The 26,228-nt window shown below is 68.7% G+C and carries 27 protein-coding genes; 16 read left to right on the plus strand and 11 right to left on the minus strand.

Going from position 1 to position 26,228, the window contains the following annotated elements; all coding sequences use genetic code 11:
• Nucleotides 1–839: 839 nt before the first annotated feature.
• From dacB to folE, 6 genes are all read left to right on the plus strand, one after another.
• Nucleotides 840–2,246, plus strand: coding sequence for a D-alanyl-D-alanine carboxypeptidase/D-alanyl-D-alanine endopeptidase (gene dacB / locus BLU81_RS35840; RefSeq protein WP_231953674.1), 1,407 nt, complete (start codon nt 840–842; stop codon nt 2,244–2,246).
• Nucleotides 2,247–2,305: 59 nt separating this feature from the next.
• Nucleotides 2,306–3,346 (plus strand): zinc-dependent metalloprotease, encoded by a 1,041-nt coding sequence (locus tag BLU81_RS35845; RefSeq protein ID WP_092551596.1) that lies wholly within the window; start codon nt 2,306–2,308, stop codon nt 3,344–3,346.
• 2 nt (nt 3,347–3,348) lie between these two features.
• Nucleotides 3,349–4,323 (plus strand): tRNA lysidine(34) synthetase TilS, encoded by a 975-nt coding sequence (gene tilS / locus BLU81_RS35850; RefSeq protein ID WP_092551599.1) that lies wholly within the window; start codon nt 3,349–3,351, stop codon nt 4,321–4,323.
• A gap of 64 nt (nt 4,324–4,387) precedes the next feature.
• The gene (gene hpt, locus BLU81_RS35855; protein WP_092551602.1) at nt 4,388–4,963 is read left to right on the plus strand and encodes a hypoxanthine phosphoribosyltransferase; all 576 of its coding nucleotides are present in this window, start codon (nt 4,388–4,390) and stop codon (nt 4,961–4,963) included.
• A 282-nt stretch (nt 4,964–5,245) separates the two neighbouring features.
• Nucleotides 5,246–7,249, plus strand: coding sequence for an ATP-dependent zinc metalloprotease FtsH (gene ftsH / locus BLU81_RS35860; RefSeq protein ID WP_092558111.1), 2,004 nt, complete (start codon nt 5,246–5,248; stop codon nt 7,247–7,249).
• Nucleotides 7,250–7,254: 5 nt separating this feature from the next.
• Nucleotides 7,255–7,893 (plus strand): GTP cyclohydrolase I FolE, encoded by a 639-nt coding sequence (gene folE, locus BLU81_RS35865; RefSeq protein ID WP_172890683.1) that lies wholly within the window; start codon nt 7,255–7,257, stop codon nt 7,891–7,893.
• A 27-nt stretch (nt 7,894–7,920) separates the two neighbouring features.
• On the opposite strand, the gene BLU81_RS35870 is transcribed toward folE, so the two are convergent.
• The 3 genes from BLU81_RS35870 to BLU81_RS35880 are packed head-to-tail and all read right to left on the minus strand — an operon-like array spanning nt 7,921 to nt 11,479.
• The gene (locus BLU81_RS35870; protein ID WP_092551607.1) at nt 7,921–8,181 is read right to left on the minus strand and encodes a hypothetical protein; all 261 of its coding nucleotides are present in this window, start codon (nt 8,179–8,181) and stop codon (nt 7,921–7,923) included.
• Nucleotides 8,182–8,192: 11 nt separating this feature from the next.
• Nucleotides 8,193–8,876: a hypothetical protein gene (locus BLU81_RS35875; RefSeq protein ID WP_092551610.1), complete on the minus strand. Its 684-nt coding sequence runs from the start codon at nt 8,874–8,876 to the stop codon at nt 8,193–8,195.
• On the minus strand, nt 8,873–11,479 hold the full coding sequence (locus BLU81_RS35880) for an FtsK/SpoIIIE domain-containing protein (protein ID WP_092551613.1): 2,607 nt from the start codon (nt 11,477–11,479) through the stop codon (nt 8,873–8,875). Before BLU81_RS35880 ends, BLU81_RS35875 begins: the two co-directional genes overlap by 4 nt.
• Before the next feature lie 191 nt (nt 11,480–11,670).
• Here BLU81_RS35880 and BLU81_RS35885 point away from each other — a divergent pair, with 191 nt between their 5' ends.
• The 5 genes from BLU81_RS35885 (at nt 11,671) to BLU81_RS35905 (ending at nt 14,161) form a co-directional block, all read left to right on the plus strand.
• A complete protein-coding gene (locus tag BLU81_RS35885) occupies nt 11,671–11,997 on the plus strand; it encodes a hypothetical protein (RefSeq protein ID WP_092551616.1) in 327 nt (108 codons plus the stop codon).
• Entirely contained in the window at nt 11,994–12,308 is a 315-nt protein-coding gene (locus BLU81_RS35890; RefSeq protein ID WP_092551619.1) for a hypothetical protein, read from the plus strand. The genes BLU81_RS35885 and BLU81_RS35890 overlap by 4 nt, the downstream gene beginning before the upstream one ends.
• Nucleotides 12,305–13,300, plus strand: coding sequence for a WXG100-like domain-containing protein (locus BLU81_RS35895; protein ID WP_092551622.1), 996 nt, complete (start codon nt 12,305–12,307; stop codon nt 13,298–13,300). Before BLU81_RS35890 ends, BLU81_RS35895 begins: the two co-directional genes overlap by 4 nt.
• Nucleotides 13,301–13,318: 18 nt before the next feature.
• Nucleotides 13,319–13,600: a hypothetical protein gene (locus BLU81_RS35900; RefSeq protein ID WP_157751953.1), complete on the plus strand. Its 282-nt coding sequence runs from the start codon at nt 13,319–13,321 to the stop codon at nt 13,598–13,600.
• Nucleotides 13,601–13,666: 66 nt separating this feature from the next.
• Entirely contained in the window at nt 13,667–14,161 is a 495-nt protein-coding gene (locus tag BLU81_RS35905) for a hypothetical protein (protein WP_231953676.1), read from the plus strand.
• 21 nt (nt 14,162–14,182) lie between these two features.
• On the opposite strand, the gene BLU81_RS35910 is transcribed toward BLU81_RS35905, so the two are convergent.
• The 8 genes from BLU81_RS35910 to BLU81_RS35945 form a co-directional block, all read right to left on the minus strand.
• Complete coding sequence (locus tag BLU81_RS35910) at nt 14,183–15,076, minus strand: IS982 family transposase (protein WP_092558115.1); 894 nt, start codon at nt 15,074–15,076, stop codon at nt 14,183–14,185.
• A 119-nt stretch (nt 15,077–15,195) separates the two neighbouring features.
• Nucleotides 15,196–15,783, minus strand: coding sequence for a hypothetical protein (locus BLU81_RS35915; RefSeq protein ID WP_092551626.1), 588 nt, complete (start codon nt 15,781–15,783; stop codon nt 15,196–15,198).
• Nucleotides 15,783–16,898, minus strand: coding sequence for a M23 family metallopeptidase (locus tag BLU81_RS35920; protein ID WP_092551629.1), 1,116 nt, complete (start codon nt 16,896–16,898; stop codon nt 15,783–15,785). The genes BLU81_RS35915 and BLU81_RS35920 overlap by 1 nt, the downstream gene beginning before the upstream one ends.
• A complete protein-coding gene (locus BLU81_RS35925; protein ID WP_092551632.1) occupies nt 16,895–17,437 on the minus strand; it encodes a hypothetical protein in 543 nt (180 codons plus the stop codon). Before BLU81_RS35925 ends, BLU81_RS35920 begins: the two co-directional genes overlap by 4 nt.
• 3 nt (nt 17,438–17,440) lie before the next feature.
• Entirely contained in the window at nt 17,441–19,405 is a 1,965-nt protein-coding gene (locus BLU81_RS35930) for a hypothetical protein (RefSeq protein ID WP_092551635.1), read from the minus strand.
• A gap of 1 nt (nt 19,406) precedes the next feature.
• On the minus strand, nt 19,407–22,712 hold the full coding sequence (locus BLU81_RS35935) for an ATP-binding protein (protein WP_092551638.1): 3,306 nt from the start codon (nt 22,710–22,712) through the stop codon (nt 19,407–19,409).
• 37 nt (nt 22,713–22,749) lie between these two features.
• The gene (locus BLU81_RS35940; protein WP_092551641.1) at nt 22,750–23,112 is read right to left on the minus strand and encodes a hypothetical protein; all 363 of its coding nucleotides are present in this window, start codon (nt 23,110–23,112) and stop codon (nt 22,750–22,752) included.
• A 1-nt stretch (nt 23,113) separates the two neighbouring features.
• Nucleotides 23,114–23,377: a hypothetical protein gene (locus BLU81_RS35945; RefSeq protein WP_092551644.1), complete on the minus strand. Its 264-nt coding sequence runs from the start codon at nt 23,375–23,377 to the stop codon at nt 23,114–23,116.
• Between the two features lie 364 nt (nt 23,378–23,741).
• On the opposite strand from BLU81_RS35945, the gene folP reads away from it, so the two are divergent.
• The 5 genes from folP to BLU81_RS35970 are packed head-to-tail and all read left to right on the plus strand — an operon-like array spanning nt 23,742 to nt 26,137.
• Nucleotides 23,742–24,554, plus strand: coding sequence for a dihydropteroate synthase (gene folP / locus BLU81_RS35950; RefSeq protein ID WP_092551646.1), 813 nt, complete (start codon nt 23,742–23,744; stop codon nt 24,552–24,554).
• A complete protein-coding gene (locus BLU81_RS35955; protein WP_092551649.1) occupies nt 24,551–24,745 on the plus strand; it encodes a hypothetical protein in 195 nt (64 codons plus the stop codon). The genes folP and BLU81_RS35955 overlap by 4 nt, the downstream gene beginning before the upstream one ends.
• Nucleotides 24,742–25,113, plus strand: coding sequence for a dihydroneopterin aldolase (gene folB / locus BLU81_RS35960; protein ID WP_092551652.1), 372 nt, complete (start codon nt 24,742–24,744; stop codon nt 25,111–25,113). The genes BLU81_RS35955 and folB overlap by 4 nt, the downstream gene beginning before the upstream one ends.
• The gene (gene folK / locus BLU81_RS35965; RefSeq protein WP_092551655.1) at nt 25,110–25,634 is read left to right on the plus strand and encodes a 2-amino-4-hydroxy-6-hydroxymethyldihydropteridine diphosphokinase; all 525 of its coding nucleotides are present in this window, start codon (nt 25,110–25,112) and stop codon (nt 25,632–25,634) included. The genes folB and folK overlap by 4 nt, the downstream gene beginning before the upstream one ends.
• A gap of 32 nt (nt 25,635–25,666) precedes the next feature.
• Nucleotides 25,667–26,137: a DUF3180 domain-containing protein gene (locus BLU81_RS35970; protein WP_092558117.1), complete on the plus strand. Its 471-nt coding sequence runs from the start codon at nt 25,667–25,669 to the stop codon at nt 26,135–26,137.
• Nucleotides 26,138–26,228: the final 91 nt, after the last annotated feature.

Raw genomic sequence — 26,228 nt, forward strand, 5'->3', positions numbered from 1 at the left:
CTGGGCCGGTAGCGGACTGGCCGGGCAATCAACCAGGTCAGGCCACCGTTCGGGGGGCTTGGGCGGCAGGGCCGCCTGATGTGACCGTGGTTGGTTCTGGCGTGGATCCGGGGCAGACCGCGAAGTTCGGGCACGTGGCCGACTCTGGGCAGACCGCGAAGTTCGGGCACGTTGCTGACTCGGGGCGGACCGCCAACTACGGGCAGGTTCCTGGTCCCGGGCAGGCCGCCGACTCGGGGCGGACCACGAACCTCGGGCAGGTTGCTGATCCGGGGCAGACCGCGATCCTTGGGATGGATCCGGACCGTACGGCCAACCTCGGCGCGGGCGGTTCTGGTGGTTCTGGTTCCGGTGGGAGCGGTTCTGGGGGACCTGGTACTGGTACCGGGTCTGGTGGCTCTGGTAGCGGTGGCGGGATCGGCTCGGCCAAGGTGGCCGGAAGCGCTGGGTCGGCGAATGTCGCCGGGATTTCCGAGGCGGCTAAGGCGGCCGGGAGCGCCGGTGTCGCCAAGGCAGCGGGGAGCGCCGGTGTCGCCAAGGCGGCCGGGAGCGCTGGGGCTGCTGGGGCGGTCGGGAGTTCGGGGGCGGCCAGGGTTTCGGGGGCCGGGTCGAGGGTTGGCGGGAAGACCGGAAGTGATCAGGGGCCGGCGGGCGGCACCTATGGCCGGGCCTCAGTGCCGTTGAGTACTGCTCGGGCGGCGGTTCCGGCTGCGTCTCCACCGCATACGCCCGGCGGGGGCGGGTCGGCCGGGACCAACGACGGCGCCGGGCCGGTGGGGGCGGGACCGCGGCGAAAACCCCGTACGAAATTGATTCTCTCGGTCTTGATGTTGTCGGCCTTGTTGGTCACCGGTCTTGTGGTGCGGCCGGGACCGGTCGGCGGATGGCTCGACGCGCTGGGTGGGGAGCCGGCCGTGACGCCGGCGCCGACCGTGACCACGCCGGAGCCTTCGCCGACGCCGGTTCTGGTGGCCGCCGCGGGGGAGGGCTCCGCGCCTGACCCGGCGACCGTCAAGGAGGTGCTGGATCCTCTGGTCGACGCGGGTGCGCTCGGGTCGACCGTGAACATCCAGGTGGTCGATGTGGCGACGGACACGCTTCTCTACGAGCGGAATTCGGACCAGAAGACCACCCCGGCCTCGACGACGAAGGTGCTGACCGCGGCGACCGTGCTGGCCGCGCGGGGGGCGGCGTATCGGCTGGAGACGCGGGTCGTCGCCGGTGCCGCGCCGGGTGAGGTGGTGATCATCGGTGGTGGTGACGCGACGATGGCTGTGGAGAAGGACGACAAGGACCTGTTCCCGGGGGCGGCTCGTCTGGACACGCTGGCCGCGCAGGTGAAGAAGGCGCTCGGTGGTACGAAACCGACGAAGGTGACGGTGGACACGTCGCTGTTCGAAGGGGCGGAGACGGCGCCCGGATGGGGGTCGTCGGATGTCTCGCCCGGTGGGCAGGTGGCCCGGATCCAGTCGCTGATGACAAACGCGGGGCGGATCCAGCCGGTGCACAACGAGTTCGGTGGTGACCCGCGGTACTCGGATCCGGCCCTGTCGGTGGGCCGGCTGTTCGCCGAGATGATCGGCGCCCCGGAGTCGTCGGTGAGGCGAGGGACGGCACCGGCCGACGTCGAGGTGTCCGCGTCGGCTTCCGCCAGTGCCGGTCCGTCGCTGGCGCCGGGTACCGAGTTGGGCAAGGTGCTGTCGCCGCCGCTGGTGCAGATCGTCGACTGGATGCTCGAGCACAGTGACAACGTGCTGGCCGAGGTGCTCGGGCGGCAGGTGGCGCTGGCCGCCGGGGAGGAGGCCAGTTTCGAGGGCGCCGCGAAGGCGATGGGCGACAAACTGACCGAGTTGGGTCTGCCGGCCGATCAGGCCAGCCTGAGCGACGCCAGCGGGCTCTCCAACCGCAACGGCATCACCCCGGACCTGCTGGTCCAGACGTTGAAGCTGGCTGCCGGGGGCACCCGCCCCGAGTTGGGCAACATCTTCAACGGGCTGCCGGTGGCCGGGTGGTCGGGGACGCTGGAGACGCGGTTCGCGACGCCGAGCGACAACGAGAGCGCGCAGGGCATCGTCCGGGCCAAGACCGGGTCGCTGAGCGGGGTGAACACGCTGGCGGGAGTGCTGGTCACCAAGGAACGGCAGATCCTCGCCTTCGCGATCATGGCGAAGGGCGGGGCGAACTCCGTCACCGCCCGGCAGGCGCTTGACAAGATCGCTGCCCGGTTGGTGGCCTGCGGCTGCTGAGGGGGTCTCCGGGGTTTCACCTGAGTGCGGTCTGGAACCGCGCGGGTACGGTGGGCTGCATGGCGCAGTTCGTTGACTGGGATCTGGCCGCCGCAACCGCGGGCGCGCTGGCCAAGACCGGGCCCGCGGTCTCCTATGAAGAGGCCACTCAGGTGGTGTCCGAGCTTCGGGCACTGACCGATGAGGCGGCCGGGCACGTCGCGGCTTATACGGGGTTGTCCTCGCGAGTCGAGGTGCCACCGGTGCGGGTGGTCGACCGGCGGGACTGGGCGAAGGTCAACCTCGCCGGTCTTCAGCGGGTCATCGGCCCGCTGGTGGCCCGGTTGTCCGAGGGTAAGGAGCCGGGGCCGCTGGCCGACGCGATCGGCTCCCGAGTGACCGGAGTGCAGGCGGGGACGGTCCTGGCGTATCTGTCGGGGCGTGTTCTCGGGCAGTACGAGGTGTTCTCCGGCGAGCCGGGTCAGCTGCTGCTGAACGCTCCGAACATCGTCGAGACCGAGCGCAAGATCGACGCTGATCCCCGTGATTTCCGTCTCTGGGTGTGCCTGCACGAGGTCACTCACCGCACCCAGTTCACCGCGGTCCCGTGGATGCGGGGCTACTTCCTCGGCGAGGTGCAGGCGTTCGTCGACGCCTCGCAGGGTGGTGAGCACATGCTGGAGCGGATGCGCCGGGGCGTGGCGACGCTCTCCGACGCGCTGAGCAACCCGGACAGCCGGGTCTCGGTGCTCGACGTCGTGCAGACCCCGGGGCAGAAAGCCGTGCTGGACCGCCTCACCGCCCTGATGACGCTGCTGGAGGGGCATGCCGAGTTCGTGATGGACGGCGTGGGGCCGGAGGTGATCCCTTCGGTCGAGTCGATCCGGGCCAAGTTCAACCGCCGCCGCGAGGGCGGCAACCCGCTGGAGAAGGCGATGCGCCGGGTGCTCGGCATCGAGGTCAAGATGCGGCAGTACGCGGAGGGCCGCAAGTTCGTCCACGGCGTGCACGAGCGAGTCGGCATGGACGGCTTCAACAAGATCTTCGAGTCGCCGTTGACTCTGCCTCGGATCGAGGAGCTGGGTGACCCGGACGCCTGGGTGACGCGGGTGCATCACTAACCATGGCCAGGATCCCGCCGCCGGTGGCGGCAGTGCGCATGGCGGTGCGCCGGGGTCTGGCCGATCTTCCCGAGGATGCCCTGGTTCTGGTGGCGTGTTCGGGTGGAGCCGATTCTCTGGCACTCGCCTCAGCGGCCCGGTTCGCCGGCCGCCGGACCGGCCTGGTCACCGTGGACCACGGCCTGCAGGAGGGCTCCGACCGGCGGGCCCGGTCGGTGGCCGCGTGGGCGCGGGACGCCGGGTTCGACCCGGTCCGCATCGAGACCGTCTCGGTCGCCGGGCTCTCCGGTGGCCCGGAGGCGGCGGCCCGCACCGCGCGATACGACGCTCTGACCGCGGCCGCCGCTGAGCTGGGCGCGGCTGCCGTGCTGCTCGGGCACACCCGCGACGACCAGGCCGAGACGGTGCTGCTGGCGCTGGCTCGCGGGGCCGGCCCGCGGGGCCTGTCCGGGATGCCGAGCCGGCGTGGGATCTTCCGCCGGCCGATGCTCGACGTGGCCCGCGCGGACACCCGCAAGGCCTGCGCCGCGCTGGGCCTGGCCCCGTGGGAGGACCCGCACAACACCGATCCGGCGTACGCCCGGTCCAGGGTCCGGGCCTCCGTCCTGCCCGTGCTGGTCGACGCGCTGGGAGCGGGTGTGCTGGGCAACCTGGCCCGGACCGCGGCCCTGGTGGCGGCGGACAACGCGGCGCTGGACGAGTTGTCCGCGGCGGCTCTGGTGTCGGCGCGTTCCGAAGAGGGCCTGTCGGTTCCGGTGCTGGCCGGGATGTCACCGGCGATCCGGGGCCGGGTGCTGCATCGGTGGGCGCGGGAGCTGGGGGCGGCGGGTGGGGCACTGGCCTACGGTCACGTGACCGCCCTGGACGCCCTGGTGACCGATTGGCACGGTCAGGGTGCGGTGCATCTGCCCGCCGGAATCGCTGTGGAACGCCGTTCGGATGACCTCGTTCGAGTGGTTCCGGGTCATATCAGTTGAGGTCTCCGGTTCGGAATCCGGCCCCGTTCGCCGATCGGTAACCTCCATGCGGCAGGCTAGGCCCATGGCTGATGGCACTTGGTATGACGCTGACATCGACCACGTGATCATCTCGGAGCAACAGATCCGGGACAAGATCGACGAGCTCGCTAAGCAGGTGTCCGCGGACCACACCGATGCCGAGGGCGGCATCCTGCTCGTCTGCGTGTTGAAGGGCGCGGTCATGTTCATGGCCGATTTCGCCCGCTCGCTGGCGGGTCAGGGCCCGTCGACCGAGATGGAGTTCATGGCCGTCTCGTCGTACGGGCAGGGCACCACCTCGTCGGGTGTGGTGCGCATCCTGAAGGACCTGGACCGCGACATCGCCGGCCGGCACGTGCTCGTGGTCGAGGACATCGTGGATTCCGGTCTGACCCTCTCGTGGCTGATGAAGTACCTCCAGTCGCGGCAGCCGGCCAGCATCGAGGTGGTGGCCCTGTTCCGTAAACCGGACGCGGTCAAGGTGCAGGTCCCGGTGAAGTACGTGGGCTTCGACATCCCGAACGAGTTCGTCGTCGGCTACGGCCTGGACTTCGCGGAGCGTTACCGAGAGCTGCCGTTCGTCGGTGTTCTCAAGCCCGAGGTGTACGCCCGTAGCTGAACCGCTTTCCCAGCGTGTTCACAGTAATGGTTCATTATGGGCGTTTTTGCACCTAAACCGCCCTGATTTCACGAGCCGTACACGTAGTTCGCCCTGCGGGCTCACGGGTTCGTAAACGGCACCCACGGTGTACCGTCGAGTGACCGATGGCGTGGTGTTACGAGCGCTGGAGGGGCTAGAGACCGGCAGCCGCCGGTCCTCGGCGGCCGCCGGTGGGCGGCTACGTTGAGGTGACCAGGACGCCGATCAGGAGGGTCCGGGCGCTTGGCGCCCGACAACAGTATGGAACGTACGCGTTTCTTCCGCCGCCCGGTGGTCTGGATCATTCTGGTGATCATCGGCGTAGTGGCGTTGAGCTCTGTCTTCACCAGTGGTCCGAGCTACCAGCGGGTGGACACGTCGGTCGCACTCGACCGTCTGAATCAGCCGGGCATCAAGAAGGTCGTCCAGAAGGACAAGGAACAGACGCTCGAGATCGATCTCGAGAAGTCTGAGGAGTTCGCCGGCAAACAGACCGACAAGATCGAGACCCAGTATCCGTACGAGCTGACCGACGAGGTCTGGGCTCAGGTGCTGCAGGCCAAGGCGCAGAACCGGATCTCCGGGAACGTCAACGCCACGGTCTCCGGCGACAACATCCTCGTCAGCATCTTGATCAACCTGCTACCGATCGCGATCCTCGTGATCCTGCTGCTGCTGTTCATGTCGCAGATGCAGGGTGGCGGCTCGCGGGTGCTCAACTTCGGCAAATCCAAAGCGAAGATGATCACCAAGGACACGCCGAAGACCACGTTCGCCGATGTGGCGGGCGCGGACGAGGCGGTCCAGGAGCTGCACGAGATCAAGGACTTCCTGCAGAACCCGGCGAAGTACCAGGCACTCGGCGCCAAGATCCCGAAGGGTGTGCTGCTCTTCGGCTCCCCCGGTACGGGTAAGACGCTGCTCGCCCGGGCCGTCGCCGGAGAAGCCGGAGTGCCGTTCTACTCGATCTCCGGCTCCGACTTCGTCGAGATGTTCGTCGGTGTCGGCGCCAGCCGGGTCCGCGACCTCTTCGAGCAGGCCAAGTCGAACGCCCCGGCGATCGTCTTCGTCGACGAGATCGACGCGGTCGGCCGGCACCGTGGTGCCGGCATGGGTGGCGGTCACGACGAGCGCGAGCAGACGCTCAACCAGCTGCTCGTCGAGATGGACGGCTTCGACACCAAGGGTGGCGTGATCCTGATCGCGGCCACCAACCGGCCGGACATCCTCGACCCGGCGTTGCTGCGCCCGGGCCGGTTCGACCGGCAGATCCCGGTGGACAACCCGGACATGGAGGGCCGCAAGGCGATCCTGCGGGTGCACGCCAAGGGCAAGCCGTTCACGCCGGACGTCGACCTCGACTCGGTGGCCCGCCGCACGCCCGGTTTCTCCGGTGCCGACCTGGCCAACGTGATCAACGAGTCCGCTCTGCTGACCGCTCGTAACGAGAAGCGGGCGATCTCCAACGAGTTCCTCGAAGAGGCGATCGACCGGGTCATCGCCGGACCCGAGCGCCGCACCCGGGCGATGAGCGACAAGGAAAAGAAGATCACCGCGTACCACGAGGGTGGACACGCGCTGGTCGCCTACGCTCTGCCGCACTCCGCCCCGGTGCACAAGGTGACGATCCTGCCGCGTGGCCGCTCGCTCGGTCACACGCTGGTCCTGCCGACCGAGGACAAGTACACCCAGACCCGCGCCGAGATGATCGACACCCTGGCGTACGCGCTGGGTGGCCGGGCCGCCGAGGAGCTCGTCTTCCACGAGCCCACCACCGGCGCCGGCAACGACATCGAGAAGGCCACCAACCTGGCCAAGGCGATGGTCACCCAGTACGGCATGAGCTCCAAGCTGGGCGCCGTGAAGTACGGCACCACCGGTGACGAGCCGTTCATGGGCCGCAGCATGGGTCATGAGAAGGCGTACTCGGACTCGGTCGCCGCCGACATCGACGGCGAGGTCCGGGCACTGATCGAGCTGGCGCACGACGAGGCCTGGGAGATCCTGGTCGAGTACCGCGACGTGCTCGACAGCATGGTCCTCGAGCTGATGGAGAAGGAGACCATCACTCAGGACGACATGAACCGGATCTGTGCCCGGGTGGCGAAGCGCCCGCCGATGTCGCCGTTCAACGGCTTCGGCAAGCGCCTCCCGTCCGAGGCCCCGCCGGTGCTCACCCCCGCTGAGCGCGACAAGCTCAAGGCTCAGGCCGAGGCGGACGGGCAGATCGCCGTCGGGAACAGCAGCTCCGAGAACAGCAACTGATCAACTTGCAGGACGAATTGGATTACCTCGCCGCCCGTCTGGTCGACGGCAAGCTCACCGGAACCCCGGTCGAGCAGGCCGTCGACCTCGGGCGGATCGAGAAAGCGGTCCGGGAGATCCTCATCGCCGTCGGTGAGGATCCGGACCGTGACGGGCTCCAGCGGACCCCGGCGCGGGTGGCCCGGGCCTACGCGGAACTCTTCGCCGGGCTGCGTGTCGACCCGGCGAGCGTGCTCACCACCACCTTCGAAGCGGACCACGAGGAACTCGTCCTGGTCCGCGACATCGAACTGCACAGCATGTGCGAGCACCACCTGCTGCCGTTCAAGGGCGTGGCGCACATCGGCTACATCCCCGGCACCGACGGGCGCATCACCGGCCTGTCGAAACTCGCCCGACTCGTCGAGGTCTTCGCTCGTCGCCCCCAGGTGCAGGAGCGGCTCACCTCGCAGATAGCCGATCTGCTGATGCAGCAGCTCGGGGCCCGGGGCGCCATCGTCGTCCTGGAGTGCGAGCACCTCTGCATGGAGATGCGCGGTATCCGCAAAGCCGGCGCCCGCACGGTCACCTCCGCGGTGCGCGGCGGATTCAAGACCGACGGCAAGGTCCGCGCCGAAGTGATGGCACTGATCAACGCCCGCTAGGTTCTGTCCGCGGTCGCGGACAGAACCTCAGATCATGCTGCGGAACTGGTTGGCCGAGTCCACGGCCGCGTGAGTGAGCTGAACCGCCTCGTCCAACCGGGTCCGCGCCTGCTCCAGATGCGCGATCGCGGCAGCCGCCGCCGGATGGAACGACCCCACCGCCGCCAGCCGCAGCCGGGTCAGCGCCTCGTCCAACTGGTCCGACACGGCTTGCGCCCCGGCCACGGCACGCTGGGCACCGTCCACCGACGCCGCGACACTCAGTTTGACCTCTTCGACGTTGGCCACTCGTACCCCCGTTAGTTGAAAAGTGCCTGCAGTCCGGTCCCCGCGCAGGTCAACAGCACCGGGGTGAGACACGCGACAACACCGAGCACCGGAGTCCGGTCCACCGGCACCCCGTCACCGCCGTAGACGAAACCGATCGTCGCCCAGCCCAGCCCGAACGCCAGCAACGGCATGCTCAGTCCGCACAACAGCATGTAGGTCGACGGCGAACCCGGCGGCGCCACCAGGAACAACAGCACCTGGACCAGCAGCACCACGGCGGCGAAGGGTCCGTACACCACCAGATTGCGCACCCATGGCCGGCCCGCACCGGACGGTCCCGGCCCGACGAACGCGTTGTCCGCGGCGTCCGCGGTGGCCCGAGCCTCCCGCAGCGCCGCCAGCACGGCCGGCGGCCCACCGGCCACCCGCTCCATCGCGGTGGCCTGCTCCGACGGTTGCGGCGAAAGATCATTTTCCGGTACGCGGAAATCACGCGCCAGCCTCGCCCGCTGCGGAGACAGCCGAGCCCGGACCGAAGTCAACTCCTGACGGGCGGCCTCGACGGTCGCCGCGTGCTCACCCGCCACCACACTCGCCGCCCGGCGGATCGCGTCCAGCTCCCCGGCCGCGGCGAGATAGTCCTCCCACGGGCTCGGCTCCGGTGGTCCCGGCTGCACCGGGACCAGCCCATGCTGTTCGGCCTGCTCGGTCACGACTCGTCACTCTCCGCCGGGTCTACGAAGGGGACCACGGTCACCGTGCGGTCGGCGTGGCGGTCGTGCAGCAGCGCCCGGTTGGCCCGGGGTTGCCAGTCCACCGGACGGCCCAGCATCAGCGACACGTCGGACTGCGGCACGTTCAGGAACAGCAGACCGGCCACGTCCTCCCGGCCCATGCTGCCGCCGGTCTCCTCACTGAACCGGCGCATCCCCCGCCACCAGGACAGCAGATGCGAACCACGGCTCGGCCCCTCCCGCAGAAGGTGCCGCAGCCCGCTCAGACTGCCCGGAGGCGCCGCGTCCATGCCGAACACCACCCGATAGCCGGGACGCTCCGGATCGAGCTCAGCGGCCAGCTCGGCAGCGCCGATCACCGCCACGTCCTGCCGCTGACCGATCTCGGCGGCCAGCGCGGCCGCCGGAGCGTCGCCCTCGGCCACCAGCGAGACGATGACGAACCGGGCCGACCGCGGCGGATGACAGGCCGCCAGACTCCGGGCCGCCGCGTCCAGCGCGCCCGCACCCGCCGTCTGCGAACCCAGGATCGCCAGATGCCGGCCCGGCGACGAATCCATCGGGAACGCCGCCGTGGACAGCGCCACATCGATCACCCGGCCCAGCATCGCCGCCGGACGCGCCACCCGGCCCGCCAGCGCCGCACGGAACGTCGGGTCGTCGGCCAGGTGCTGCTCGGCGTAACCGGCGAACACCTTCGGCGGCTGCGACTCCGGATCGCGGGCACCCCACAGCCGGTGCCGCAGGTCGCTCAACAGCCGCTTGTCGGTGTGCGGATCGGGGAACCGCACCACCCGCTCGTGCGCCCGGGTCGCACCCCGAGGCCCGCCCAGGCCACCGGCGGTGTTGATGACCGCGCTGCCCATCGGCAGGCCGGCCGCCGAGTCGTTCGTCGGCTCCAGCACGTCACCGCCGCCCGGCAGTGCGATCCGCACCGGGAACTGGCCGAAGATCGAATCGCGTTTCGCGTAGAGCGCCTCGACACCGAGCACTGTCTGACTCGCCAGGACCAGATGGATCCCGTACGACCGGCCCTTACGTGCCAGCGACTCCAGCAGCGCCACCGCCTCGGCCGCCATCGGGTCGTTCCCCGCCAGCAGCACCTGGAACTCGTCGATCACGCAGAGGACGCGGGGCATCGGACGCCCTCGGCCCTCCTCCGCGGCGACCGCCCGCAGATCGGCGAAACGCGAGACCCCAGCCCTTTTGTACGCCAGCGAACGGCGGCTCATCTCGGCGTCCAACTCACGCAGGACGGCCAAGCCGTACTCCCGGTCGGACTCGACACCGACGGCCCGCGCGTGCGGCAGCCACGTCCGGTCCCGCTGCGTCGGGACGAACTCGGCGAACGACACGCCCTCCTTGAAATCCAGCAGGTAGAGCGCCAGCTCGTCGGGGCTGTACCGCGCGCCCAGCCCGTAGAGCACGTTGATCAGGAACGCGGTCTTACCACCACCGGACCGGCCACCGACCATCCAATGCGGAGTCAAGTCGTTGAACCGCAGCACCAGCGGCACATCGCCGTGCTGCCCCACCACCGTCTCCACGCCGGCCGCCGCGTCCTGCGACCACAGCGCCTCGGACGGCTCCGGCAGCAGATCGGTAAGCGTCACCCGGGACGCCTCGACCGAATCGGCCGCCAGCTCCCGGCAGACCGCGTCGATCAGCCGGGCCGGCGGATCCTCGTCCAGGAACACCGGCGCGTTCAGCCACGACGTCGCAGGGCTCGAACCGAACGTGCCGCCCGGCGGGTCGCCGACGATCGCATAAGGGTTACGCACCGACACCGCCGTGGTCCGGGGCAGCGGCGCCTGTGTCGCCTCGGACGTCAGCGGAGGCGGCGGCCAGCCCGCGACGATCAGATGCAACCCGGAATCCGGCCCCTGCTGGGCCAGCGCGGCGATCCGCCGCAGCTCCTCGCCCTCGGTCATCTCCGGCAGGCCGGCGATCACCACGAGCAGGCTGCGGTCCCGCCGGGCCCGCCGGTTCGCCGGTGCGCCCGCCCGCACCGGGCGCAGCCATTTCTCCGCCTCGGTGAGCACGTCCCGCAGACCCTGTCGATCGGTTGCCGTCGGCGCCAACAGACCCGCGTCGGCCAGCTCCTCGAACGGGGCGAACACCGCACCACCGCCGATGCCGTCGACCGGTCGCACCAGCAGCGAACCCGGCGGCGAAGCAGCCATCAGCCGCAGCAACAGCGACCGCAACAGCCCGAACACCCGTGGATCGGAGGCCGCCGCGTCGATCGTCAGATGCCCGGTGCCGAGCAACGGCACCACAGCCGGGAACCGCACGTCGTCAAGCGGCTGCGCCAGCCCCACCCGGACGAACTGCGGCACCACCGCACCGCCCAGCGGCGCGACCGGGGACAACGCGTCCAGCGTCGAACCCAGCCAGCCCGGAACCAGTCGAGCCGCCGCCACCCGCAACCGGTCGGCGAGGCGATGCTGCTCGCGAGGGTCGGCAGCGGCTGGGGCGAACGCCTCCAGCGCGACAGCGGCAGCATCCGCCGTCGCCACCGCCTGCCGGTGCAGAGCAGCGGCCTGCCGGACCCGCAGAGTCGAATCCGCCACTGCCGTCACCCCCTTGTCCGCGCCTAAAACCTATCCCAGACCCGTCCGGTAGCCGCGTTGTGTCCCCGGTGCGACTTTCGTGCCGGACCCGGCCGCATCCGTCCAATCTCGACTCCGGCGAAAACAGAACGTGTTGATTTGAACTCGGAGCGTGTAACGGCGGTATTCGCAGACAAGCAACCGCGCGAGAGGAGACCGAGATGGGCGTCACCCGGGAGACGGACAGCGTCGACTGCATCGCCGCCACAGGTGAAGGCGCCGACGGGCTCGTCCGGATCGAACTCGACGGCGCGGGACAGCTCTGGGACGTCGTCCTCGACCCGCAGATCACCGAACTGTCCGTCGCCGAACTCCGCACCGCCCTCTTCGACGCGATCACCGAGGCCTCCGCGAACTTCGCGGCCTCCTCGTTTGCGGAGGAGTCCTCCTCCTTTGCGGAGGCGGTCGCGGACGCCACCGGTACGGCGGAACGGCGGTTCGCGGAGATCTCCGAGGCGCTGCACGGCATATCCCGGAGGCGGCGATGAACGTACGGCTGAAACTCGATCCGGAATCCGTCGCCGACTCCGGGCGCGCACTGGCCGGGGTGGCCCAGCGGATGGCCGACGACATCGCCGTCCTCGAAACGACCGTGCACGGCTCCGGCAACCCCTGGGGCTCGGACGAGAGCGGTGGCCTGTTCGCGGTGGCCTACCAGGAGATCCTCGGGCACGCACTCCAGGCACTCGGATCGTACGTCCAGGAAATGGGTGAAGCCGCACTCACGCTCACCGAGACCGCCCGGGCCGTCGCCGCCACCGACAACACCGCGGCATCCACCCTCGGGGGCCTTTCATGACCATCGAGCTGCCCTCGATTCTCACCGAACCCCTCGAATGGATCGGATTCGACTGGCCGCAAGCCGACGAGGACCGGCTCCTCGCCGACGGCCAGGCCTGGATCGAACACGGCACCCGCCTGCGCCGGCACGCAGCCGAAGCCGACGCCGCTGCCCGCCGCGTCTGGCAGGAGAACGAAGGCGCCAGCGTCGAAGCCTTCGAACGCTGGTGGAACGGCGACGACGGCCCCGGCCGCCACCTCGACGACGCCGCCACCGCAGTCGAACTGATCGGCGCCGGCCTGATCGCCATGGCCGGCGTGACCGTGGCCCTCAAGACGGCTTACATCGCCCAGCTGACCCTGCTCGCCTTCCAGGTCGGCCAGGCCCTCGCCACCGCCGTCCCCACCAGCGGCGCCACCCTGGCCGAAATCCCGATCTTCATCGGCGCCAGCCGCGTCGCCTGCCGCCAGATCCTGCACCGCGCCCTGCAGACCGTCGAAGGCGAGATCGCCCAGATCTTCAAACAGGCTGCCGAACTCCTCCGCACCGCCGGCACCAGAGCCGCCGCCCAGCACGCCGGCGACCTGGCCCGCCACTTCGGCCAGAACTCCGAATTCCACCGCCTGATGCGCGAAGTGGAGAAGGTCGACGTCCGAAGCCCCTTCGACGGCGCCAACTTCTACTCCGGTAAAGACGCCGCCGGAACGCCGATGCGCGTCTACGCCGAAAAGCACGCCGACGGCGTCACCCAGGTGACCCTGGAACAGACACCCGGCGGCTCCCGGTTCGACGACATGCTGCTCTTCGAGAACGGATCGGCGGTTCGCCGCGGGCAGGCGGTGGACATCTGGGCACGGCTCTCCGAACGGTATGCCGGGGACGCTCAAGGGGCGGTGACCGCGTGGTCACACAATCCGCGCGCCGACGGGATCTGGAACACGGTGGAGAAGCCGGCCTTGGAGCGGAACCCGTCAGTGACGAAGATAGATGTGATCGACCCCGCGGTGTGATGTCGGATGGAGACCGGAATGGGCGTTCACGAACTGGGCAGCCAGTCGGCGCGGACCGACACCGGGGCGGTGGTGCGCAGCGCCGGCCGGGAGACCCTGCGCATCGACTATCGCGGGCGCACCATGCCCGTCCCTGTTGACCAGGGGCTCGGAAGCCTCGGCGTCTACCTGCCTCGGGCGCCGCGCTGGGAGGACGGAGAACCGGTCGCTGTGGACGATCTTGCCGTGGTCCGGGAGGCGGTGGTCGAGGTCCTGCGGTTCTGGGGGTTCGACACCGAGTTCCTCGAACTGGACGGGTGAAGGCGTGGGTTTACTGTCGTACACATGCGACCCAGTGAGTCTGCCGCAGGGCATGAGGGTGAGCCCGTGACGACGCCCGAGCCGAGCGGCCCGGCGCCTCGCCGTGGACGTCTCCAGAATCGCCGTGTCCGTCTGGTTTTGGCCCTGGGCGGAGGCGTTCTGGCTCTGCTGTGTCTGGGCGGTGTCGGCTTGTTCGTATCGCTCTACGACAAGGCCACCGAGATCAAGCGCACCGAACCCGACGCTGTAGTCGACAGTTTTATCCGCGCCTATCTGGTCGACCGGGACGAGAACCAGGTGGCGCTGTACGCCTGCGAGCGTGGGGCCGACTTCACCGAGATCGCCGCGTTCCGTACCGACCTGATCGAACGAGAGGCCAAGTACTCCGTCACCATCAAGGTGACCTCTGGGCGGCTCTCGGTCTCGACCGCGGGCGACCAGGGAGCAGTTCAAGTGGACCTGACTCGGTCTATCGACGACAGTGAGCACCTTACCGACAGTTGGACTTTCCGTGTCGTCGATCAGGATGGCTGGCGAGTCTGCGGCGCGACCAAGAGCTAGACGAGTAAGTCCTAACCTGGGTCAGTGGTCGTAGGCGGTCAATGACCTGGTCACGGGTTGTCCGGTGGTGCGGTTGTGCCATATGGCGGCGGTCATGGCGAGCAGACGTTGGGCGACGCGGGCACCGACGCCTTCGATGCTGCGGCCGCCGTGCAGTTCGAGGTCGAGCTGGCCTTTCAAGGTGTCGTTGACCGACTCGATCAGCTGGCGTACGGGTTTGAGTAGGTGCTCGCCGGGTCGCGGGGTGCGGTTGCGGTAGGACGGCCGTAGCAACCGGGCGCCGCGTTCGGCGAGCCAGTGGTCGAGTTCGGCGGAGACGTATCCCTTATCCGCGATGATCAGCTGACCGGGCCGGGCGGCGAGCAGTTCGGGATCTTGTTCCAGGGCAGCGGCCAGGACCTGCCGTTCGTCTGCTTTCGCGTCGGCCAGTGACCAGGCGATCGGCAGGCCAGAGGGCGTGCAGATCAGGTGGAGCCGCAGGCCCCAGAAGAAGCGTGAGTGTGACGAGCAGTAGCCGTAGACGGCCCAGCCGGCCAGGTCGGAACGTTTCACGGTCGGCCGGGACCGGCCGCATTCGACAGGGGTGGAGTCGGTGACCCAGACGTCGTCGAACCACAGGTCGGTGTCCGCGGCGACCAGCCTGATCGCCTTCTTCAGCAGCGGCAACGCCGCCCGCAGCCGCTTGTTGTAGCCGGACTGGCCGGGCAGGTAGGGAAACGCGCCGGGGAGGTGCTGGGGAAGAAACCGCAGCCAGCGAGCTTCGGACCGGATCCCGAGCAGGGCTTGGGCGACGGCCATGGTGATCAGTGCGGCGTCGGACAGCTTCGGCGGCCGACCGGTCCGGCGGGGCTTGCCGAGCCAGTCGTCGATCTTCACGTAGAGTGCGGTGAGAAGGGCGTGGATGTCTGTCGTCACAAACAGATCATCGACACCCTTCACCTTTACCCCGGCCAACTACCGGACACGGCAGTTGACGCGCGTACAGCCTTTGCCCAGCTCATCCAATCGACGAGTTAGGACTTACTCGTCTAGACCTACTCGACCCAGATGAGGTGTGCTGGGACTTCGAGGGTTCTAGGGAGCTTGCCCGACCATCCCCATCGGTACCAGTCGAGCTCTTGGGCGACTCGCACGGTGACGGCGCCGTCGTCGCTGACGTAAGACTCGGTGACGGCTCGCAGATCACGGAGTTCCTCGCCATCGTTCAGGGCCTGCGTGACCCGGCGTCCGGTCAGTGAATCGGCGTCCACAGCCGACACAGGTGGCCGACGGGGCGGTTCATCGAGTGAGACCAACTGATTGACCTTCGCCCCGGGCACGCTGGTGCCAGCGAACCCGAGTTCCTCGACCCAGACCCGTTCGACCGGGACCAGTGCGGCGAACACCTCGGTCCGCTCCGCTTCGGCCCGGTACCACTCGCCCTCCGGCATCACTGGGATGTAGGTTCGGCTGCCCTGGATCACCTTCTCGTCGGCCCGGAGATCACCACGCCATCCGTATCCCGGAAGGCCGACGAGCACCCGGCGACCCCGCAGATCGCCGGCCATCATGGCGGGCGTGGGCACGATCGGGCGTGGTGATTCCAGCGCGCCCTCACGGCCGCTGCCGAACGGGTCCGGCATCATTCTTCGTTGCCCAACGGTGCGCCCTGTTGCTGCATGAACCGCACCGGATCGATCGCGCCGGAGCTGGATCGGTTGTTGTTCAGATGCACCTCGAAGTGCAGGTGCGGCCCGGAGGAGTTGCCGCTGCTGCCGATTCGGCCGAGGACGTCACCCGCGGCGACCTGCTGGTTCTCTCGCACGAAGGGCCGTTGCACCATGTGACAGTAACGCGTCATCACATCGCCCGCGTGGATGATCTCGACCATCCACCCGCAGCCCCCCTTGCCTGGGTAGCCATCCACATTGCATGTCTTTCGCCCGCGGAAGTCCTCATCGCACTTCACCAGCGACACCACACCACTGGCTACCGCGATGATCGGCCGGTACTTCTCCACGATCAGGTCCACGCCCTGGTGGGTAGGCCGTTCCGGGCTCCGGAACCCGGAGCCGACAGGTGCTTTCACCGGGTTCGTCCAGCCGGAGGCCGCGATTTGCCCGGCGCCGGCGCACTCCAAGCTGGCCGAGTCACCGACAGCCTGGGCCGCTCCGTCAGCCAGCGTGTTCACGATCTCGGTGGCCAGCGGCTCGTGCTTCGCGTAGGCGTCCGGGAACGCGCTGACCTGGACCTTCTGTGCGGCCCGGGTCAGCGACATGTTCTCCCAGCCCTCGATCGTCTTCAGTTTGTTGTAGAACTTCGTGCTCGCGTAGACCGGGTCCTGTACCTGCTTCGGAGTTCCCCAGCCGGTGCTGGGTCGCTGCTGGAAGAGACCGAGCGAGTCGTGGTCGTTTCGGGTACCGAGGTGTCCGAGATTGCTGAGCGCGGACTCCTGCATCGCGGTAGCCACGGCGATCACCCAGGCTCGCGGCGGCAACTCCAGGTCTGCGCCGACATTGATGATGGTCGCCGCGTTGCGGATCTGCTCCGCACCGTAGGGCCGGATCCGGGGCAGGTCGGAGTCCGGATCGACAACTCCGCCCTTGCCGCAGCCGAGCGAGGCGTTGAGGAGCCGGTTGTCGTCGTTGTTGAGCCCGTTGAGCAGGAGGACGGTGAGGCTGCCGCCGCAACACAGCAGCGCCAGTGTGACGACGAGAGCGACCAAGAGGACGACTTTGCGCGGCCGCCGCAGTGTCATGCCGGCTCCCAGTCGATGCCGTCGACCAGCCAGGCCCCGTCCGGAGCGACCAGGCGGAGGCCGAGCTTGCCGGTGTCCATCGTCACGGTCGCGTTCACCATCGTCTCGGTGACCGCGATCAGGGTGGGCCGGCCGATCACCCGCTCAGCCGGGACTCCGGCTGGGTCGACGTCACGTAGCTGTTCCGCAAGATTCCTGGTCGCGTTCGGATGGAGACGGGTGAGCCACTTCTTTGCGGTGACGTCCTCGTGTGCGGCCCAGGCCGATGCGAACGCATAGGCGACTGCCTCCGGTTGCGCCCGGCCCGGGCTGGTCCGCGGGGAAGGCGGGGGTTCGGGCGATACCACGCTGTCGTTGTCCGAGGGGTCGATGCTGATCACCGGGGCCGGGCTGTTGTTGCCCAGTGAAGTGGGTGCCGATCCGTCGGAGAAGAGCCGCCCGACCCCCACGATCGCCAGCACGATGACGGTGAGAACTATGGCGACACCCCATCGGGACCGGAAGATCCCGGTGAGGCCGCTCTCGATCAGTCGGGGCATTCGTCACCTCGTCTCGGAACGTGCCCGCGGGGTAGCCGGTTCCTCGCTCGTCGCCCGGGTCTCCGGGCGATAGATCGAATACGAGGTGGGCTTTTCCGTGACGTCGGGTTCAGACCAGTCCGAGTCTGCTCGCGCTCGGCGAGGAGTGCGCCTCGCTGGCGGCTTCTTGGAAGAAGGCGGCGGCGGGCTGTCGTCCCGGGTGACGGTCTCCTTGCCGTCGGGGCGTTTCGTCGTTCCGGTCGTGACGACCTCGGTGCGGTCGCCTCGCGAGGCAACCCCGTGTGACGGATCCTCCAGCCTTGCCTCAGGCCGAAGGTTGCGCTGCTCGAAGCTGTGGTTGCCCTTGCCGATGCCGTCTTTGCCGTTACGCCCGTCCCTGCCGTCGTTGCCCTCGGCCGAGTCCAGCTTGGCCGCCTCGCGGACGTCCCGGAAGAAGCCGCGGCGCCACGATCCGCCGGTCGCGATGTCCCTCGCCCCGTCCTTGCCGCCGAGTTGGGTGATGCGGCGGTACGGCCGGAGAAGCATCCAGCCCGCGACACCGCACAGCCCAACCAGAACCACTTGGAGCCAACCGGGCAAGCCGGAGGTATTCATGATCAGGTCGACGGCGAACAGGTAGATCGCGGCCCCGGTGCCGAAGATGGCGATGTTGAAGACGGCGGCGACCACAGCGTTACCGAGACGGCGGATGCCACCGCTGGCTGGCCGCAGGAGACCTATCGTTCCCAGAAGCGGAGCTGCGATTACGGCCCAACGGAAGATCAGGAACCCGAGCAGCACGAGGATCGAGGCGGTGATGTCGAACAACGCGTACATGAACGCGGCCAGCACGGCGATGAATCCGGAACCGATGCGATCCATGCCGTTTATGCCTTGGAGGTACTGGTAGGCCTCAAGGTCCTCGGTCTTGATCTGCGAGGCTACCCGGTGCCACTGGTCGTTCTTCGCTTTGAGGACGGCGTCGCGGGTTCCAGGGTTGGCGCGAAGCTTCTCGACTTCGTCCCATTGCAAAGAACGGGCGTCGTACAACGCTCGGCCATACTTCTGGGCCGTTTCGCTCTCTGCGGATCCGAGGAGCCCGCGAAGCCAGTTCCGGTACAGCATTGTGTCGGTGGCGGTATCACTTGCCCGAACGGCTGGAGGTCGCTGGTCTTTACAGGCATCGGCTCCGCCGAGCCGACACTCGTTCGGGTTCTGGTCTTGTGGGCGTGGCCCGACCGCGCTGTGCACAGCACTGAGGCCGGTGATCAAAGTCTGATCAGCGATGTTCGCCGATTTAACCGGCCAAGCCGCGATCGCAGTGACAGCGACCATCACAAGGAGCGCCCAGCCGACCGTTGTGGTGGCTGCCCCCATCTCGGCCTGACGAGACCGCCAGATCAGGTACACCCCGATCACCGCGAGTGTGATCGTGCCGAAGACAGTGAAGACCTTCTGGTAAACAGCATCCGTCGTCTGCTCGACGAGAGAATCGGCCCAGCCCCACAGACTCTGTGGTTCCCAGGCGCGTTCCCGGAGAGCGTTCGAGGCTCCGACGATCGCGGTAGCGATCATGAACTCGCCGTTGGCGACAGTCGTCTCGATCTTGAAGTCAGGGTCGATCAGAGTTGAAGCACAACCACTGTCCAGGTCATATGTCGTGTAGCTGTATCCGGCATAGCCGTATTTGCTGTAGATGCCCTTCGGCCCGTTTTGTGTGGAGGATTCGGGGCGTTCGGCGAACCATCCGGCAAGGCCGGAATCAGGTGCGCTCGGAGTCGGTGCGGTCAAACACTTGGTGGCCGAATCGAGGACCTCTGGTAACGCTTTGATACACCCAGCCATGTCCTGGCCCCACTCTTCCACGGAGCAGAGCTGACCGGGATCCGGCGCCGCGGAGGCTGGGGACGGTGTTGCGACGGCCCAGGCTATCGATGCGACGACCAGGACGAACAACGTTGTTAGGAACGCCAACCCCCGCCGCACCATCTCAGACCTCCAGGTCGGACGGCAGCGGCACCACCTGCTGTGGTGCCACGCCCGGTGTCGTATCCAGGTGTTCGAGCAAGCCTTCGACGTAGGACACGTCGACGCGTACTTTCTGGACCCGGCCGTCCACGTCTCGCATCACGAACTCGCGGAAGCCGAGTCGGTGCTGGGAGGCCGAGTCGACCTGGGAGAGGGACGCCAGCGTCGCCTCATACCCGTCGTGGACCGGGACCCGCAGCAGCCGTAGCGCTTCGGAGGCGATCTCCTGGTCTTCGGCGATGCGGCCGACGAAGACGGTGGAGACCAGGTTCTGCACGTCGAGGCCGAGGATGTCGCGTGGGTTCTGAGAGGCGACCAGGGCGGCCAGGTTCCATTTGCGGGAGTCGCGGGCCAGACGGACCAGGAAGGAACGGCCGGAGCGCCAGCCTTCCATGAAGTGGGCCTCGTCCAGGCCGACCATCTTGCGGGAGGACATCGAACCGCCGTAGCAGCGGCGGACCGCGAGCCGGTGGGCGGTGTGCAGCATCGGCAGGGCGAGGGATTCCTCGGCCGACCAGTACTCCCGTTCGATCTTGAGGTCGGGCAGTCGCAGCCCGGCCATGGTGATCACGGTGAGGGCCGAGTCGGCGCCGAGCAGGTGGGCCGGGGAGCGGCCGAAGAAGAGCATTGCCAGCGGCATCTCGGCGGTGTCGAGGAGCAGGTTGGCCAGCTCTTTGCCGTTGTCGTCGAGGCCCTGCAGGGTACGGACCACGTCGTCGAGCGTCGACGTCTCCTCCGCGGGCACCTGCCGGACGGCGTGCCGCAGCAGGGTCGCGGTGGACGCCTCCTTGGCGACCTGCGGTGGCACCAGCATCGAGCAGATGTCCTGCACGAGCATGCGGCGTTCGGCCCGTGCGTTGGAGATGGCGATCTCGTACTCCCGGTCGCCGGCGGGACCGGTCGGGAATTCGGAGCGCACCGGGGTCGGGATCAGCGAGTACGGCGCGAGTGTGCCCTGTTCCGAACCGGTCAGGTTGAGCACCCGCGAGTAGGGCCGCAGCTCGGGCATCTGGCACAGCCGGGCCAGTGGCCCGGACGGGTCGAGCAGGGTCACCTGGACGCCGCGGCGGGCGTTCAGATAGCCGAGCGCGCCCATCAGCGTCGACTTGCCACCGCCGGGCTCGGCCACGAACACGCCGAGTCCGGAGCGTTCCCGGACTTCCATCGGGAAGTGCAGGTCGAGGAAGACCGGGCGACGGCAGGTCCCGGCGGTCCGCCCGATCAGGTCGCCGCGCTTGTCGCCCACGTTGGACGCCGCCTGTGGCAGGGCCGCGGCGAGCAGCTTCACCGGCATCCGTCGTACGTAGCCGGTGTTGGCGATCGGCTCACCGGGGATGAACTCGCGGGCCAGCTGATCCTGGTTCTTCGGGTGCTGCAGCGAGATCCGCAGTTCGCGGGAGTAGAGCTGGATGAGCCGCCGGGCCCGTTCCAGACATTCCTCGCGGGTGGCGCCGCTGACCGCGAGCCGGTGCCAGCCGTGTGCCCGGGCCGAGTCGGTGGGCATGCCGGTGGTCATCTCGTCGCCGATCACCAGCGCGCGCTTGGCGAGGCGTTCCAGCTCGGGCGGGGCGTCGATGCCGTGCTCGGCGTAGTCGAGCTGCTGCGACCGGATCATTCGCAACCGGTGTTCGAGGTTCTTGAACGAGCCGTTGGCGCCGAGGATGTCGATCCGGGAGGAGAGTTCCATCGGCCAGGGGAGCCGCTCGTGGAAGTGCATCCACGGCTCGTGTTTCTCCGGGATCTCCAGTGGTTCCATCCGGCCGACGGAGAGGACGGCGACGTGCCGTTCCTCGCCGGTCATCCGGTTCACCAGCTTCACGGTCGAGCCGTACGGCGTGCGGTACCGCTCGACCGCCTCGGTGAGCGCGAGCAGGTCACCGGTCTCCCAGTGCCCGTTGGAGACGGGGGAGAGCAGTCCGGGCGGGGCCATGCCGAGCGCCACCGACCGGTAGAGCAGCCATTCCAGCTCCTGCGGGGTGACCCGCCGGCCGCGCATGCCGAACGCGTTGAGCACCTCGTCGAACTGCTCGACGGTCCGGCCCAGCTTGCGTCGCTCACCGTCGGAGGTGCCCTTGCCGAAGGTTCGCAGGATGCGCTCGGAGAGGGTGTCGCCGAGCGAGCGCCGGGCGAAGGTGACGCCCAGGAACGTCTGCCCCTCGGCGTGGTTGACCGACAGCAGGTGCCGCTGGGCCGCGACCAGATGGTCCGACCAGGAAGTGGATCCCTGCACGTCGGGCAGGGGCTTGGCGGTGAACGAGTCGACCGTTCGAGCCCACTCGTCGGCCGGGAACGGGCGAGTGGTCCGGCGCAGGTGCAGCCGGAACCCGGCGAGCCCGGCATACTGCTCGGAGATGGCGCTGAGCAGTGCCTCACGCTCCGCGTCGGGGCGGAACGCCCAGCGCACCTCGGGCAGGTAGTACCAGGCCGTCACGGTGCTCTGGGTGAACGTCAGGTGCCCGGCGATCTCGCTGATCGCCAGCTCGACGCTGGGGTCGCGGTCGTTGAACTTGAGCTTCTGCGGGCGCAGCGGAGCAGCCTTCTGCTCCTTCTGCTCCGCGCGCCGGGCCGGGGCCTTTTCCTTACGCCGGGCCGGGGCCTTCTCCGGTACGGGCACCGGCAGGGGCGCGAGGGCGGGCGCGGCGGCGAGCGGCGCGGGCGTGGCGTCCCACAGTGGGGCCGAGGCGGTCCGCCCGGCCTGTGGTGGCCAATCCTCGAAGTCGGTCCACTCGTCGTCGGGTGGTGGTGGCTCGCCCTCCAGCGGCAGGGTGTGCCCGTTCTCCTGGAAGTAGTCGGGTTCCGGACCGACCGGTGCCCGGGTGAAGGACGGGCGCTCCCAATCCCGGGCGAGGTCTGGCGCAGCCGGGACCGGAGCCGGAACCACGGCCGGAGGCGCGGGGTCCGGAGCCGGGAGAACACGGGAGACCGGTGCCGGGAGAGCAGCGGGAGCCGGTGCCGGGAGAGCAGCGGGATCCGGTGCCGGGGGAGCGGTCGGGAAAGGATCACTCGTCCGGGGTGGCGGCGCTCCACCGAAGAGATCAAGGAAGGGCGAGTCGATGTCCAGATCGCTGTCCATGCCGGAGGGGCGCGGGCGCACCGGCTGCGGCGCCTGGAACACACCGACTCCACCGTGGCTGGGCGCGGCGACGAGTTCTTCGGCCTCATCGAGCGAACCGGGCGGGGAGTAGTTGTCCGAACGCACACCGTTACTCTGCCTGTCCCGGTGCGAGGAGTCCGCCCGGGGATGCCCGTGCGGATAGGGTCCGGTCATGCGTGGACCTCGAACGCGCGGACGACCTGGTAACTGGTCATACCAACTCCTCCCGGACCCGGATGCGAGTGGCGACAAGTCTCGGATCGCGTTGCTCCACGGCGGGCTCGCGGGTGCGGCGCCAGTCGGTGAGCGCGGTGCGGATGACGACGCGGGCCGGGCGGTCCGGGTCGACATGGCGGAACACATACGACGTGGAGACCATGGCCAGGGAGATCTCCCAGGCCGGGAACGGGTCCACCTCGAGCGTCAGCAGGTAGTGGAAGAACATGAAGAGCGGCACCAGGACCACGAACATCCCGTACTGCGCGTACGGCAGATGGACGGGCAGGGTGTAGCCGGGCGGGCCGAGATAGACCAGGCGGGCCCGGTAGATGTCGTCGTCGGTCCGGAGCCGCATCTCAGTTGAAGATCAGGTCGATGATGTTTTCGCCGACGAAGAAGAGCGTGGCCGCGCCGGCGATGAACGCCAGGCCCACGATCGCGATCGCCGAACTGGTCAGCACCTTCGAGACCTCGCCGCGGCTGGCACGGCCGATGAAGATCACGCCGAGAACCGCGAGCAGGATCGGTGCGACGTTGGTGGCGAAGAACCCGACGATTCCGTCGGTGTTGATGGTGCCTGCTGGCTCCGCCGCCAGGATGACGAGCTCGGTGGCGATCATCGGTAAACCTCCCCGTGTCCGGTAAGGGGGTTACGGACACGCTGCAGTTGTGAAGCCGTACGGCAACGCCCATATGGTGCTACCTCTGACCCACCGCGTCGAGTGAGTCGTTCGGGCACTGCCATGCTCGTCTCTGCTCTCTTCGGTCACTTCATGATGCCCAGTTCCGAAGAGTACGGCTCGTACTTGCGAGCAACAAGCGCCCGTTTCGTTACCCAAGGTGAAGGAGTGCGTGAATCTCGGTCACGTGGCATCGTACACGTGTTCGAATCACCGCAGCCCCTACTCTTCACCTGTGTCCACTTCGCCGACAGAGTCGCAGCTCACAGGGGCTGAGCTGCTCCGCTCGGATCACCCGGTCGTGATGGGTGTCCTCAACGTCACGCCGGACTCCTTCTCTGACGGTGGTAGATACACCGACCTCGAAGCCGCGGTTCAGCATGGCGTCGCACTTTTTTCCGAAGGCGCGCACGTCATCGACGTCGGTGGTGAGTCCACCAGGCCCGGTTCCGGCCGGGTGGACGCCGAGACCGAGATCGCCCGCGTGGTTCCGGTGATCGAGCGCTTGTTCGCCCAGGGCGTACCGGTCAGCGTCGACACCACCCGGGCCGTGGTCGCGGAGGCGGCCCTCGCCGCCGGAGCCGCGGTGATCAACGATGTCTCCGGAGGCCTCGCCGACCCGGCCATGGCGTCGGTCGCGGCCGCCGCCGGCTGCCCCTGGATCCTGATGCACTGGCGCGGTCACTCCCGCGACATGCAGAAGCTCGCCACCTATCAGGACGTGGTCGCCGAAGTCCGGGACGAACTGCGGGCCCGCGCCGACGAGGCGATCGCGGCCGGCGTCGACCCGGCCATGATCGTCCTCGACCCGGGTCTCGGCTTCGCCAAGCTGCCCGAGCACAACTGGGCCCTCAGCGCCCACCTGGGTGCTCTCACCGGCCTCGGTTTCCCGGTGCTCTTCGCGGCCAGCCGCAAGACCTACCTGGGCCGGCTGCTCGCGGATTCCGGCGGTTCGCCGCGCCCGGTGGACGGCCGGGAGGCGGCCACCCTGGCCACATCCTTACTGGCAGTCGCCTCCGGCGCCTGGGGCGTCCGGGTCCACGACGTGCGAGCGACCGCCGACGCCCTCGCGGTCTGGCGAGCCACCGGCTCACCCCGATTGGCGGGTACGCCGTGACAGCCGCCCAGAAGCAGGACGACACCGGCCGAACAAAGCGGCACGGCAAAGCCGGACAGAAGCAGGACGAGGCCGGCCGGTGGCAGCGGGGCCCGGTCCGGCTGAACAGAGCAGCGCAGGCCGGCCGGGCTGAACAGCAGCAGCGGGGCCCGGTCCGGCTGACCAGCAGCAGCGACGGGGAGAAACGATGACCGGGCGGATCACGCTGAGCGGGCTGCGGGCCCGGGGTAACCACGGCGTCTACGACTTCGAGCGTGAGCAGGGCCAGGACTTCGTCGTCGACGTGACTCTGGAACTGGACCTGGGCCCGGCCGCCGCCAGTGACGACGTGGCCGACACCGTGCACTACGGCGAACTGGCCACCGCACTGGTCGGCGTACTGACCGGCGAGCCGGTGAACCTGCTGGAGCGTCTCGCCGACCGGCTGCTCGACGTCTGCCTGGCCGATCCGCGGGTGACGGCCGCCGAGGTGACCGTGCACAAGCCGCAGGCACCGATCCCGCACGAGTTCGCCGACGTGGCGGTCACCGTGCGCCGGAACGCCGGGGCCAAGGCGTGACCCGGGCGGTTCTCTCGCTCGGCGGCAACCTCGGTGACCGGCTGGCCAATCTGCGAGCCGCGGTGCGGGAACTGGGCCCGGGTGTCGTACAGGTCTCCGGGGTCTATGAGACGCCGCCCTGGGGAGACAGCGCCCAACCCGCGTACCTCAACGCCGTGGTCTTGATGGACGATCCCACCGCGACCGCGCGGGACTGGCTGACCCGCGCCCGAGCTTGCGAGACGGCCGGCGGGCGCGTCCGTGACCCGGAGCGCCGCTTCGGGCCGCGCACCCTGGACGTGGACGTCATAGCGGTCTGGGCGGACGGTGTACCGGTGATCGACGACGATCCGGAGCTGACGCTGCCGCACCCGCGCGCGCACCTGCGGGCGTTCGTGTTGTCGCCGTGGCACGCGATGTGCCCGGACGCCGAGTTGCCCGGTCACGGCCCGGTCGCGGCGCTGCTGGACACGCCCGGGGTGGCGGCCGACGTCGCCGGGGTGAGTCTTCGGCCGGAGCTGTCGTTAGAGTCGATGGAGTGAGCGTCAACCCCGAGCGCCAGACCGACCCCTCGCTGCGACCGACCAGTGCGTCGACGCTGGTGGTGGTCGCACTGGCAGCCGCCGCGACCGCCTGGCTGTTGATCTCCATGAGCGACCTCTTCTACCGGATCTCACCGTTGCCGTGGACCGGGGCGGGGGTGCTGGCGGTGCTCGCCATCGCCGAGGCCTATCTCGCGCAGAACACCAGCGCCCGGATTGCGCGCAAGCCCGGCTCGCTGCCAGTGCACGCGCTGTCGATCGCCCGGTTCGCCGCCCTGGCCAAGGCGTCCTCTCTGGTCGGTGCGCTCTCCGCGGGTTTCTCCGCCGGGCTGCTGCTGTGGCTGGCGCTGGAGCCGACCGACGAGGCCGCGTCCAGCGTGCCGGTCGCCGCCACGACTCTGGTCGCCGCGGTCGCGCTGATCGCCGCAGCGCTCTGGCTGGAGCGGTCCTGCCGGGTTCCGGACCGCCCCGACGACGAGAGCCCCGAAACGGGCCGGCGGTGAATCTGCATCTGTCGACGGTTGTCGAAGAGTCTTAGGCTCTGAACTGAGCACCTCTCGGATCCGTATGCTCTGCGGCGGGCGGCCAGAGCGC

This window comes from Actinoplanes derwentensis, assembly GCF_900104725.1.
GTDB lineage: Bacteria > Actinomycetota > Actinomycetes > Mycobacteriales > Micromonosporaceae > Actinoplanes > Actinoplanes derwentensis.